The 12,883-nt window shown below is 44.4% G+C and carries 9 protein-coding genes and 1 pseudogene; 5 read left to right on the top strand and 5 right to left on the bottom strand.

Annotated features, from left to right (window positions below):
* Nucleotides 1-3: 3 nt before the first annotated feature.
* Nucleotides 4-1,008 carry a cytochrome d ubiquinol oxidase subunit II gene (gene cydB, locus E5Y90_RS07110; RefSeq protein ID WP_151205199.1) on the bottom strand — a complete coding sequence of 335 codons (1,005 nt, stop codon included), beginning with the start codon at nt 1,006-1,008 and terminating at the stop codon, nt 4-6.
* Nucleotides 1,005-2,450, bottom strand: a complete 1,446-nt coding sequence (locus E5Y90_RS07105) for a cytochrome ubiquinol oxidase subunit I (RefSeq protein WP_151207663.1) — start codon at nt 2,448-2,450, stop codon at nt 1,005-1,007. Before E5Y90_RS07105 ends, cydB begins: the two co-directional genes overlap by 4 nt.
* A gap of 542 nt (nt 2,451-2,992) precedes the next feature.
* Here E5Y90_RS07105 and E5Y90_RS07100 point away from each other — a divergent pair.
* Together E5Y90_RS07100 and E5Y90_RS07095 are read left to right on the top strand one after the other, a co-directional pair.
* Nucleotides 2,993-3,436, top strand: a complete 444-nt coding sequence (locus E5Y90_RS07100) for a MarR family winged helix-turn-helix transcriptional regulator (protein ID WP_227548032.1) — start codon at nt 2,993-2,995, stop codon at nt 3,434-3,436.
* Nucleotides 3,423-4,623: pseudogene (locus E5Y90_RS07095) on the top strand (MFS transporter). The gene E5Y90_RS07100 and the pseudogene E5Y90_RS07095 overlap by 14 nt, the downstream one beginning before the upstream one ends.
* Nucleotides 4,624-4,627: 4 nt before the next feature.
* Here E5Y90_RS07095 and E5Y90_RS07090 read toward each other — a convergent pair.
* Nucleotides 4,628-5,608, bottom strand: coding sequence for a GlxA family transcriptional regulator (locus E5Y90_RS07090; RefSeq protein ID WP_174659811.1), 981 nt, complete (start codon nt 5,606-5,608; stop codon nt 4,628-4,630).
* 113 nt (nt 5,609-5,721) lie between these two features.
* Between E5Y90_RS07090 and E5Y90_RS07085 the strand changes: the two genes are divergently transcribed.
* Nucleotides 5,722-7,509 carry an acyl-CoA dehydrogenase gene (locus E5Y90_RS07085; RefSeq protein WP_174659810.1) on the top strand — a complete coding sequence of 596 codons (1,788 nt, stop codon included), beginning with the start codon at nt 5,722-5,724 and terminating at the stop codon, nt 7,507-7,509.
* Between the two features lie 347 nt (nt 7,510-7,856).
* Here the strand turns inward: E5Y90_RS07085 and E5Y90_RS07080 are convergent, their stop codons facing one another.
* The gene (locus E5Y90_RS07080; protein WP_174659809.1) at nt 7,857-9,074 is read right to left on the bottom strand and encodes an alkane 1-monooxygenase; all 1,218 of its coding nucleotides are present in this window, start codon (nt 9,072-9,074) and stop codon (nt 7,857-7,859) included.
* A gap of 184 nt (nt 9,075-9,258) precedes the next feature.
* Here E5Y90_RS07080 and E5Y90_RS07075 point away from each other — a divergent pair, with 184 nt between their 5' ends.
* The gene (locus E5Y90_RS07075) at nt 9,259-10,209 is read left to right on the top strand and encodes an AraC family transcriptional regulator (protein ID WP_174659808.1); all 951 of its coding nucleotides are present in this window, start codon (nt 9,259-9,261) and stop codon (nt 10,207-10,209) included.
* On the opposite strand, the gene lpxB is transcribed toward E5Y90_RS07075, so the two are convergent.
* Complete coding sequence (gene lpxB / locus E5Y90_RS07070; RefSeq protein WP_174659807.1) at nt 10,198-11,370, bottom strand: lipid-A-disaccharide synthase; 1,173 nt, start codon at nt 11,368-11,370, stop codon at nt 10,198-10,200. The genes E5Y90_RS07075 and lpxB overlap by 12 nt on opposite strands.
* 547 nt (nt 11,371-11,917) lie before the next feature.
* Between lpxB and E5Y90_RS07065 the strand changes: the two genes are divergently transcribed.
* Nucleotides 11,918-12,808 (top strand): sulfite exporter TauE/SafE family protein, encoded by an 891-nt coding sequence (locus E5Y90_RS07065; RefSeq protein WP_174659806.1) that lies wholly within the window; start codon nt 11,918-11,920, stop codon nt 12,806-12,808.
* Nucleotides 12,809-12,883 lie beyond the last annotated feature (75 nt).

The raw sequence follows: 12,883 nt of genomic DNA, 5'->3' as shown, positions 1-12,883 counted from the left end.
TCCTCAATGATACCCATCATCACCCACACGGACTTTGTGACGGAACACCCAATACGACATACCGGTATAAATAATAATGATTGGAATTAACAGTAAGGCACCAATCAGAGTAAATAACTGGCTATTTTCAGGAGCTGCAGCCTGCCAGATGGTCACAGATGGCGGAATAATATAAGGCCATAAACTGATTAAAAATCCACTATAAGCCAGAAATACCAGAATTAGCATATAGGAAAATGGCCCTAATTCACTGCGTTTTTTACAGGCGCGTAAAGCCAACCAGGTAAAGAGCAAGACTAGAACCGGTACTGGCATAAAATAGGTTAACTGCGGTTGACTGAACCAGCGCTCGGCAATTGCCGGATGGGTCAACGGCGTATAAATACTGACTGCGCCCAGAATGATCAGCAAGGCAATAATCAGCTTTGGCATTAGCTGGTACATACGATCCTGCAGGCTGTCACCAGTTTTAAAGATTAGCCATCCACACCCTAGTGCAGCATACATGACAACCACACCCACGCCTGTGAATAAACTAAATGGCGTCAACCAATCTAATCCACCACCTACATATACGCCATTACGTGTTTCTATTCCCTGAATATAGGCTCCCAGGATTACGCCTTGCAGGAAGCTGGTCAAGGTAGAGCCCCAAATAAAGGCTTTATCCCACCAGTGTTTGCTATGTTGGGCCTTAAAGCGGAATTCAAACGCGACCCCACGAAAAATCAGGGCAATAACCATGAGAATAATCGGCATATATAAAGCAGATAATACCGTTGCATAGGCCAGTGGAAAGGCTGCAAACAGCCCTGCTCCACCGAGTACCATCCAGGTCTCATTTCCATCCCATACAGGTGCCACGGTATTCATCATCACATCGCGCTCATCCTGATGTGAAAAGAAAGGAAATAAGATACCAATACCCAAATCAAAGCCATCCATAATGACATAAATAAATACGCCAATAGCAATGATGACAATCCAAACTAGTGATAAATCAATCATTTTTTATCCCCCTGATTTGGGTCTTCAGCCACATCTTCAATGCGTTCACGAATACTGCTGAGAGGTCGACGGGAAGCCTGAATGACGGCACTATCTGTTTTATCTTCCGGTGCGGAATGAATAAATTCCGGGCCTTTATGCATGAGACGGAGTATGTAATAAATCCCAATCCCAAAAACTACACAGTACACCAGCACAAAGATAATCAAGGTCAAACCGACCTGTTCTGCCGACACCGGAGATAGCGCATCACGGGTACGCATCACGCCATAGACCACCCATGGCTGACGGCCGACTTCAGTGGTAAACCATCCTGCAAGCAAGGCGATAAAGCCGGACGGTCCCATAATCAGCGCAAATCGATGCAGGCTACGAGACTCATAAAAGCGTCCTCGTTGACGCGCCCAGGCACCCCATACAGCCAGTAAAAGCATCAATATGCCCAGCCCCACCATAATCCGGAAGCTCCAGAATACAATCAGTGAATTCGGCCGGTCTTCAGGCGCAAAATCTTTCAGGCCGGTTACTTTTCCATCCATCGAATGCGTCAAAATCAGACTGCCCACATTTGGAATCCCGATCGCATATTTGGTTTTTTCGGCTTGCATGTCCGGTATACCGAACAGGTAAAGTGGCATTCCACCATCATGATTGGTTTCCCAATGCCCTTCCATGGCAGCCAGTTTGGCTGGCTGATGTTTGAGGGTATTCAGACCGTGTAGATCTCCAATGAACACCTGTAAAGGCGAAAGCACCAGAATCAGCCACATTGCCATGGAAAATGACGTTTTTACCAGAGCATCACGCCGCCCTTTGATCAGATGCCAAGCTGCCGTACCCGCGACCAGCAAGGCCGAGACTAAAAAGGCAGCAATGGCCATATGGGCCAGCCGATAAGGAAAGGATGGATTAAATACGATAGCGAGCCAGTCCTGTGGCACAATAATGCCATTTTCAATCGCAAAGCCTTGTGGAGTCTGCATCCAGCTGTTTGAAGATAAAATCCAGAACATCGAGATACAGGTACCGACGGCCACCATCAGGGTCGAGAAAAAGTGAGCACGCGGCCCCACTCGCCCCCAGCCAAACAACATGATGCCCAAGAAACCAGCTTCCAAAAAGAAGGCTGTAAGCACTTCATAAGCCAGTAAAGGACCGGTTACACTGCCCGCGATCCGGGAAAATTCACTCCAGTTGGTACCGAACTGATAGCTCATGACCACGCCGGAAACGACGCCCATGCCAAAGGCAACCGCAAAGATTTTGACCCAGAATTTAAACAGGTCCTGATAAATCGGGTTTCGGGTTCTTAGCCAGCGCCATTCCAATATGGCTAAGAAACTGGCTAACCCAATAGAAATGGCAGGAAAAATGATGTGAAAGGACACAGTAAAGGCAAACTGTATCCGCGCTAATTCTAATGCAGTTAGACCCAAGCTCATAAGTTTCACCTATGAATAAGTTATTAGGGTTGGTTGACAGTTCATATATGTCTGCGACGTAAAGAATATATTTCGCAAAATTTTTAGCTGATATAAGACAGGCAATTTAGTCACTCTCAATGAATGACTCATAACGAGATAGAAGCAAAAAAATATACTCGTCCTGAAAGGCAGTAGCTCAAACCAGCTCAGATTTTGTTATGAAACCGGGCAATAGTTTTGCTCTTCCCTTTGTTTCATACCTCATCTGCTCAAGGTGAGCTTACAGCGCAATCCATTTATGAAATCTCAACAAACCTTAAGTCGATATCCCTTAATTTTTAAGACACTAAGCTTTTAATTCTATTTAGCTTAGACCTAAGCCCTGCTTAAATATGTAGCAATTTGTCGATCATTCTTTACACAGCTTAACATTTAGCTAAATCTGTTCAGCTCAGTAAAAACGCTCGGCAGCTTTTTATTTCCCCAATCTTGTATCTATAAAAAAATAAGCGTACATTGAACAAAAATTAGTTAGCCATGTTAACTATATGCAGCCTACTATGCTCCGGTTTCGTGCTCTGCTTTTACGCTGTGCACGGCTCATGAGTGATGAAATCAATATCATATTGCTGTCATCACAACTTAATTATTCTTTGTGGCAGGTGCTCTATGTGATTCAGTCACAGCAGCAATGTACGCTGGCCGACATTTCCAGCTATCTGAATGTATCTAAGCCCTGTATTACCAAACGGATTCAGTATCTGGTCGAATTAGACCTTATTTCTCAGCTTGAAACCCCAGACCGACGTCAGAAGCTTTTTACTTTAACCCCCAAAGGTCTTGAGACTTTTGCAGTCTGTTCCACACAGATCGATGCTTTTGAAGATCAGCTTCTGGCTCAAATTCCAGATAAAGAAATCGCTGCCAGCCGACATGTTTTATTGGAATTGATGCAGCAATTGCAGCCTACTTCGTCTCAAGGAGATGCCAATGAGCCAAGATAAAGCTCCTCTTTGGACTTCCAATTTCATCCTGATCAGTTTGGTGAATTTTCAACTGGTACTGGTTTTCTATTTGTTGGTGATTGTGATTGTCGGCTACTCTGTGGCCGAATTGGGCGCCAGTACAGCGCAAGCCGGTCTGGTTTCCGGCCTGTTTATTGTCGGGACCTTATTGGGCCGTATTATTATTGGAAAATTACTGAACCGTCTGGGTCTCAAACTTACCCTTCTATCAGGTTTAACAGGTTTTTTTGATCTTTTCCGGACTTTATATGATTCCGGTTCAGCTGGAACTTCTGTTGGGGATTCGCCTGATCCATGGCTTTATGATGGGGGTGGCATCAACTGTGCTGGGTACGGTGATTGCCCAGACTATTCCGGTAACACGGCGCGGTGAAGGAATTGGCTACTTCAGTATGAGCAATACGGTCGGCACCGCAATTGGTCCCTTTATGGGCATCTGGTTGATGTCACATTTTGATTATCAGATGATTTTTTTGGTGAGCAGTGTCATCGCACTGAGCAGCCTTATCTGTAGCGTATTTATCCAGCCGCCCCCTATTAAATCAAGGACATCAATTCAAGCGACTTCACAGGCTTCCAGTAAACTGGCGCAATATATTGAGCCGAAAGCCCTACCAATTGCAGTCATTGTCCTGTTGTTAACGACGTGTTATTCAGGCGTTTTGTCTTTTATCCATTTCTATGCCCAAGACATTGATCTGGTCGAAACAGCCTCTTTCTTCTTTCTGATGTATGCCATTGCCATTTTGCTATCGCGCCCTTTTACTGGTCCACTAATGGATCGTAAAGGTGAAAATATCATTATTTATCCTGCGATTATCCTTATGGCATTGGGTATTTTTTTGCTCAGTCAGACCCAAAACTCAGTCATGTTACTAACAAGCGCTGCGCTGCTTGGTTTTGGTTTCGGCAATATCCTGTCGGTCTGTCAGACGATTGCTGTAAAAAGTACCACTTTGCAGCGTATGGGTCTGGCAACTTCGACCTTCTTTATTGCTTTGGATGCCGGTCTAGGTTTTGGACCTTATTTTCTGGGAATGCTGCTGGATCAGATCGGCTATCGTCAGTTATATCTCGTCTTGGCCTTAGTCAGTATCAGCGGGTTAATCTGGTATTATCTGTTGCATGGCAGAACTGCTGCCAAAATCCAAACTTCAAGTGAATAACGTTTTAAAAGCGCTGGCTAAACCGGCGCCGATATTCTAAAGGAGTTAGTCCTGTTTTTCTATGAAACAAACGCCGGAATGAGCTGGGATCTTGATAGCCCACATACTGCATAATAAGATCGACGGCCTGATCAGTTTCTTCCAGCCGTTTGCGTGCTGCTTCAATACGGATGGCTTGCAAATATTGGTTTGGCGGTACATCTAATGCCTGCTTAAAGCGCCGGATCAGGGTTCTAGTAGTGACATTAAACTGGCCCGCCAGCTCATCCAGAACAAAATTCCGATCAAAGTTCTGCTGCAGCCACTCCTGTACCTTTTGTACCAGTTCGTCTTGATGCGGCTTGCCAATTTTCAATAAAGAATAAGACAATTGGCTATCACGCCGATAATCAATGACAAAAGACTTGGCGGATTGCATGGCAACTTCAAAGCCATGGAAACGCTCGATCAAATGCAATCCCAGATCAAACCAGGCCAAACCTCCACCCGCACAATAAATATGTTGATCGCGGCTAATCATCAAATCAGCATTCAGTTTGACCTGCGGATAGCGTAAGCGAAACATATCCTGAAAGCCCCAATGTGTGGTGGCGACACGATCGTCTAAAATTCCAGCCTCTGCAAGAAAGAAATTCCCGGTACAATTTCCAGCAATGAGAATTGCCTGCGTATGAGCGGTTTTAAGAAACTCGATCAGACTCCGATTCTGCTCCAGTACTTCCAGAATCGGAGCAGCAATTGTGGGCACAACCAGAATATCCGCATTCTTAATTTCGTGATAGGCACAATGGGCCTGCAATTCCAGACCATTAATGCAGCGGACAGCTTGCCCATCTGGACTGGCAACCTTAACTGTAAACCGACGTTGCACATGCTGCTGCTGAATCCGGTTCCAGCTCACACCGGCCATAGCGAATAAATCGGCCACTCCAGTAATTGCTGAAGCCAAAGCGCCATCAAAACCTAAAATTACTATCTGTTGCATCTTTGCTTTTTGTCACTTTTCACCCACTTCATGTCATTATTGACAATCCTCTTAAATAAAAGCAACTGCTAGTCTGAAAAGCTATCTCAAGGATGTTTTTTCAGGACCGAACCATGACTCAACTAATCAATGATAAAGATCTTAATTTCCTGCTTTATGATGTATTTAAACTGGACGCGCTAACCGAACTGGAGCGCTATCAGGATCATGATAAAAACACCTTTGATAGTATCCTGGATACAGCCAAAGGCATCGCAACTGATTATTTTGCGCCGCACAATGCCAAGGCCGATCAGCATGAGCCCAGCTTTGACGGTACAAAGGTAGAAACCATTGCTGAAGTCAAAGTAGCCTGGCAACAGTTTGCCAATGCCGGACTGCTCTGTGCGCAACATGATTATGTAGATGGCGGTATGCAATTACCGGTTCTGGTGAATATGGCGTGTAATGCCTATTTCATGTCAGCGAACCCTTCAACTGTGGCCTATTCTTTTCTGACTGCTGCCGCAGCCAATCTGATTCAGGCCTTTGCCTCGGCAGAACAAAAACAGCTGTTTTTACCACCTATGTTGAGTGGCCGCTTTGCAGGCACCATGGCAATGACTGAACCGAATGTCGGTTCTTCTCTAGGAGATCTGACCACGAGAGCTACTCCTCAAGCAGATGGCAGCTATCGCATTAAAGGTCAAAAAATGTTTATTTCTGGCGGCGATCAGGATATTACTGAAAATATAGTACATCTTGTTTTGGCCCGTATTCAGGATGCTCCGCAAGGAGTGAAAGGCATTTCCCTGTTTATTGTGCCGAAATTCCAAACCAATAGTGATGGTTTACTCGGTAAATCCAATGATGTACAACTGGCGGGTCTTCTGCACAAGATGGGTTATCGTGGAACCACGTCCACTATCTTGAATTTTGGTGAAAATGATAATTGCTTAGGCTATTTAATTGGTGAGCCAGGACAGGGCTTAAAATACATGTTCAAGATGATGAATGAAGCACGTGTCGGCGTAGGCCTTGGCGCTGCCATGATTGGTTATCGCGGCTATCTGGAATCGCTGGATTATGCCAAGAACCGTCCACAAGGCCGTCCGGTACATGAAAAAGGCACTGATATCAAACCCGTCAATATTATTGAGCACACGGATGTAAAACGTATGCTGCTGGCACAGAAGTCTTATGTAGAAGGCTCTCTGGCCCTTTGCCTTTTTGCAGCCCGATTGATTGATGAGCATCAGGCTGCACAAAATGAAGACAGTGCTATCTTGCTAGATTTAATTACACCTGTGGTCAAATCATTCCCGTCTGCTTATGGGGTTAAAGCCAATGATCTGGCAATCCAGGTTTTGGGGGGCGCTGGCTATACCCGCGAATATCCGGTGGAACAATGTTATCGGGATAATCGCCTGAATCCGATTCATGAAGGCACGTATGGGATTCAGTCGCTGGATTTGCTTGGACGCAAGCTCTGGCAGCACAATGGTAAGGGCCTGAGTTTGCTGATGCAGCGAATGCAGAAAACCCTGTCTGATATTCAGTATCCAACATTGATCGACTTGGCAGAACAATTTAAACAGCATCTAAATACGGTACAGGCAACTACACAGAAACTGGGTCAGGCCTTAATGCAGGGTCAGGTCAGTGAGTCCTTGGCGAATTCAGGCTTATATCTGGACATGATGGGCAAAACCATCATTGCCTGGCTCTGGCTAGAGATGGCTCATCAAGCTCAACACAAATTCGCCTCTTCCCCTCAGCAGGAAGATCAGGATTTTTTGGCCGGAAAAATGCAGGCGGCTCAATATTTTATTCGATGGGAATTACCTGAAATTGAACATCAGGCCAAGTTACTGATGAACTTTGATGACACCTGCCTGAAGATGCAGGCTGACTGGTTCTAAGATCTTTTGTATGTTTAATTAGCTGTTGAGCGCATATAAAATGGCTTTACTTTTAAAGTTTAAGTTCATGGATATACGATCCACTAAAACCTCTTCCGCACTGGTTGGAGGTTAGACTGCATGAAACTCGCTGTATTCTGTGATCTCAAATAAGAGCAGTATTTGACGGGTTTTAAGCTAAACAGCATAGCTTCACAAGATATCCGCCTTGTGAAGCTATGCTGCGCATATGAACCAAACCCAAATAATCAAAATAATTGCTGAAATTTAATGCAGAATGAAAAAATGCCAAATCAAAATCAGAACGTGTATCTCTAAACTTCTCATACAGAATAAAGCCAATTCAATTAGGCCATTGTCCTGTCTAACACACCAAATTTTTTAAAGATTTTAGCCCGTTTGGAAGGCAGAATATTAGCCTTGGTCAAATCCCCTTGATAATGCTGATACACGCGCTGATCCATCATTTTATACCATAAAGGTGGAATTAAAGCTGGGATCAGCATCGTGGCATAACCACCTGGCAATTCCGGTGCTTCATCAAAATGGCGTAGTGCCTGGAATGGCCGGCTTGAAAAAGCATGATGATCCGAATGGCGCTGTAACTGATATAAAAACAGGTTGGTCACAATATTGTTATTGTTCCAGCTATGTTCTGGCAATGTTCTTTCATAACTGCCATCGGCTTTTAGTCCGCGCTTCAGACCATAATGTTCAAGATAATTCACAATTTCGAACAGGCTGATGCCATAAAATGCCTGCGTCACAGTATAAGGAATAAGTTTCTTGCCATACGCCTTGAACATCAGGGCATGATAAGAGGCACTCATGGCCCAGCCATGAAACAGCTCGTTTTCCGTACTGAAGAACTTTAAACCTTTACGCTCCAAGCGTCTTTTTTCAATCTGAACTGCGGATTTCAGCCCCCCTATTACGGTGCGTGGCCAGAAACGATAAAAAGATTCGCCCATTTTTGAAGAAGCCGGATCTTCCGGGGTCGCTACCCGCTTATGATGCCCATATGGATGTTCAATACGAAAATGGTTGTAGACCAACGGCATCAGACTGGCATGTGACCAGTAATGGTCTTTTTTATGAGGACGATGACTCAGCTCATGGGCTGTGTTCACCCCGATGCCGTTAATCGCACCCATCGACATACCAAGCAGGATCTGGTCCAGCAAAGACACTTCCGGACGAGTCACCACATAGCCTGCAAAGGCATTAGCTGCTATTTGTAAGGGAATAAACAGTTTCACAATACGGTCATAATAAGGATCTTTAACCAGTACCTGAATCTGCATATCATCGGGATTATTGGCATCATCACCAATCAGGGCATCCAAGCTCGGAATAATTACATGCAGTAGTAAAGGTCCACCCAAGGCAAAAAATTTTTTAGTTGCCTTGGGGCCAAAATGATAACCAGCCAGAATTCCCATACCAATTACAGGCAAGCCGGGGCTGAGTAGCCAGCCAAAACGTTTCTTATCCAGTTGCCGCCCTTTGAGTGCGGGTGCATCCTGCTTGAACTGAACGGTTTGAATTTGTGCAGGGGCATTCATTGCGACCCTCCTTTTTTATGTTACTCTGCACATATAGTTCAATATTTCAGCATCGGCGAACAGTATTTAAAGTCCAGAAAAACTATGTCAGCGTCTTTGGCTCCATGGGCCAAATTTTGGCCCTCAATCACAAAAACCAGATCATTTGAAATAAACTGACTAAAATAGTCACATCGAGTTAGGCATGGATGCTTTAAGTAAAATTTTTGATGATATTCATTTGGAGAAATCAGAATACCTTTATATTAAGGTCTTTCATCCGGGTGGCTTTGCCTATCAGCATGAACCATCCATGCTGGCTTATGTACTGTTACATGGCCAAGCACAATTAAAATTCATGGACGGCAGTCTGCTTGAGCTGCAACAAGGCGATCTGGTGTTATTACCCGCGGGCACTGCACACCGCCTGTCTTGCCCGGATACCACCGACTTCTCTGAATACTTTCCGATTAATCCGTTTTTTCCGACCCATTCGCAGCAATGTGTAGATCTCAATCCGGATCAATCGGCAGAACACAGTTTTATATTGGCCATTCGCTCAAGTATGGATATTCAGATGGCTAAACCTTTGCTCAGTGCCTTACCCAAGCATCTGCATATTCAGCATATTCTGGGTGATACGGCCCCGGAATGGCTACAAATCGGCCTACAGTTTCTGGCCCAAGAAACCCAGCAGCAGCGTCCGGGACGTGATAAAATTTTGGACCATCTGGTCAGTATCTTACTGATTGAATGTGTCCGTGATCATATTCTGAATCTGGAAGATGCTTCAAGCTGGCTGAATGCCCTTTCACATCCTGAACTGTCGAATGCACTGGCAGTTATTCATGGCAAACCGGAACTACCTTGGACCGTTGAAAGTCTGGCCGGACAATGTCACATGTCCAGATCCAAATTTGCCCAACTATTTACTCAGGTCGTGGGTGAACCGCCTCTGGCCTATCTGCAACAGCACCGTCTGCGCCTAGCTGCCCAATATTTAAGAAATAGCGGATTTAGCATCCAGCGAATTGCCTATCTGGTGGGCTATTCATCTGAGACGGCGTTTAGTCAAAGCTTTAAAAAACAGTTTGAACAAACGCCAACCCGCTATCGCTCCAATTGCCAGGGCACTAAAGTTCGATTATTGGACTAAGTCTAGTATTGCCTTAACAGGATCTTCACTATTACTGGATAGCAACTGCTTGTGCATAGTGATGTGCTGCATAACCTGAATCTGAGCCACTTCAATACTCATCAGCTTTTCAATTTCGGTCGCCAGCTTTTCTGGGGTTGCTTCAGACTGGATGAGTTCCTGAATGACTTTTTTGCCCGCAATAATATTTGGCAATGAGAAATAAGGAATTTTCACCAACAGTTTGGCAATTCGATAAGTCAGCCAATGCAGTTTATAGAAGGTCACCATTGGTCGATGCAATAGCATCGCCTCCAGCGTCGCGGTCCCGGAAGCCAAGGCAATAATATTCGAGGCATTCATCACTTGACGGCCAATCTTTGACTCGCGACCGCTATTTTCTATGAGTCGTACCCGCGCTGTTAAACTGGCCGGATATTGCACCAACAAACTTTCAATTTGCTGTTTGCGCGCCTCATTAATGGCAGGAACCAGGAAAATATAATCGGGATGTTTCTGGTGTAAAAGGTTGGCTGCATCCAGGACCAATGGCCCTAAACGCTCAATCTCTCCCCGACGGCTTCCTGGCAGCAAGGCGATGTATTTCAATGCCGGATCCAGCCCCAGTTCTGTCTGAGCTTCGGTCAGATCATTTTTTAGCGGCAACTGACCTGCCAGTGGATGGCCGACAAAGGCCGCTGGAATATCCCACTTTTTAAAGAACACTTTTTCAAAAGGAAATAAACACAAGACCAGATCAATACTGGCTTTAATTCCATGCACACGTCCCTGACGCCATGCCCACACCGAGGGGCTGACATATTGCACGGTTTTAATCGGTAACTGCTTCTGCTTCAGGCTTTTAGAAAGACGCAGGTTAAAATCAGGCGCATCAATACCAATAAAAATATCGACCGGATCTTTACTCCAAATGTCCACCAGACCATCACGGACGGCAAACAGCTTTTTAATATCTTTGAGAACTTCAACTATTCCCATGACTGACAGAATATCAATTGGATAATAGCTCTTAAAGCCTTCGGCCAACATTTGCGGCCCGCCAATCCCTTCAAATTCCACATCAATACCCTGCTCTCGAAAACTACGGATGAGCTTTGCACCAAGCGTATCTCCCGATACCTCTCCCACCACGATTCCGATTTTAAGTTTCCGTTTTTGCAAGTGTATTCCCTCAGATGTGTTGAATGTCAGCCCTACAGGATTCTAACATAATCCACAATTTAATCCTGAGTAAGCAATATACAGCGAACCCCGCCGCCGAAATAAAAGAAAATGATGCGGTAAAAGTAATCTTAAGCAGTGAACTCCTTATCTAAAAGATCAAAGATAAAATGCTCAGGTATTAAAAAGTATTGAAGAAAACCGCCTAATTCTAAAACAGCACGTAGATAAATATTCTTGTATTAACTGTGCTTTGCGAAACCCACAGTGCCAATAATTTTCCAGCTCTCTGTATGGAAAACAGAGCTTGTATTTCTTCTGAGTTTAAATATTCAAGAAAATCTCACTGTTTCGGCTTTTATAATTTTACACTTCAGATTTGTTAAAACTGCGTTGGTAAGATTGAACTAATCACTTGAATATTAAGAATGAACCTTTAGTCAATAAAATCTTTATCTTTTTTTAGAATAAGTAAATCATCAATAAAGACAACAATTTAAGCTTAAAAACCATAAGATAAGCTCGTTTTTTATTTTGGCATACATGCATGTTTGGTCCAATTGAATTTATTCTGGCAGGCGTTCTGGTGGGTTTTTGTGTAGGCATTACTGGTGTAGGTGGTGGCTCGCTGATGACTCCAATCCTGATTGGCCTGTTCCGGATTGAGCCGCATATCGCCATTGGGACGGACCTGCTCTATGCTGCCATTTCCAAATTTTGCGGTTCTTTTGTTCATGCCCAAAAAATGAATATTGTGTGGCCAATCGTTATCTGGCTGGCTGTAGGCAGTATTCCGGCTTCTTTTGCCACGCATTGGGTACTGGATAATTACCTAAGCCAATCGGCTCACTACAAATTAGTACTGACAATGGTTTTGGGTTTCATGCTCACCCTGACCGGCACCTCGATTGTATTTCGTAGCCAGATTGAAGCGCTATTTAATACATACCGTAAACAGGCATTTCCAGATATGACCCAAGAACTGGAGCATGTCAAACTGCAAGCCAATGATAAACGTGTCTTGATCATGATTATGGGGATTATACTGGGCGTGTTTGTCACCCTTTCCTCGGTAGGTGCTGGTGCATTTGGAATTATGGCACTGGTCTTGATGTTTCCCAATTTACCCATGATCCGCATTATTGGTTCTGACGTGGTACATGCGGTATTACTGACTTTAGTCGCAGGCCTTGGCCATATGAGTTCAGGTAATGTAGACTTTTATCTGTTGGGATGGTTGCTTGTCGGTTCTATTCCGGCGATTGTGATCGGTACTTTACTCAGCTCACGTATGCCGGAAAAACTGATCCGCAAGATTCTGGGAATCACCCTGTTTGCTCTTGGTATCAATTTCATGCTTAATCCGGTGAAATCTAAACCTGTGCAACCTGTTGAATCCGCAGTGATACTTCAACCCGACAAAATACAGCCTGTTTAAACTAACTATCCGATTCATCAATTTTTTTTCAAAGAAATATTCATCTTTTTTATAACAAAGTGACGCATCATTCAT

The sequence above is a fragment of the Acinetobacter sp. 10FS3-1 genome, assembly GCF_013343215.1.
Taxonomy (GTDB): Bacteria; Pseudomonadota; Gammaproteobacteria; order Pseudomonadales; family Moraxellaceae; genus Acinetobacter; species Acinetobacter lwoffii_C.
This window is presented reverse-complemented; position numbering and strand designations above follow the sequence as displayed.